The organism is Alcanivorax sp. 1008, from assembly GCF_020667895.1.
GTDB lineage: Bacteria > Pseudomonadota > Gammaproteobacteria > Pseudomonadales > Alcanivoracaceae > PGZG01.
The window spans coordinates 1-376 of record NZ_JAFMPS010000103.1 but is presented as its reverse complement, the minus strand read 5'-3'; the positions used below and the strand labels follow the sequence as shown (position 1 = coordinate 376).

Below are 376 nucleotides of genomic sequence, written 5' to 3'. Positions count from 1 at the left end.
GCCACCATTTGCACCACCTCTCATATCTGAGCCTCTAAATGTAGAAGCTGAAGCCCAAGCAGTTTTAACTAACTCAGATACTGATAAACCAGATGCTAATATCATTTTCTTTAATGAAGAAATATCAGAATCACTTAGCGTATAATCTGTAGAAGGAATTGGATCTTGCCAAATTAATTCCTCTTTTGGTACTTCAGGTCCTAAATAGCGCTGAATTGGTCCCATATCTCTATGTGTTAACTTATACCAAGCTCTCGCAAATGCATCTTCAAATGCTTTGTGATCTTTGTGAAAACGTTCTGAAATTTCACGATATGTAGGATCCATTTTCAATGCCATATCAGCAGTTGACATCATTAATGCTTGCTTCCCATTA

General features: G+C 37.0%; 1 pseudogene. It reads right to left on the bottom strand.

Annotation, left to right across the window (positions count from 1 at the left end):
* Positions 1-376: pseudogene (locus tag J1C54_RS16470) on the bottom strand (catalase-peroxidase); the annotation flags it as partial.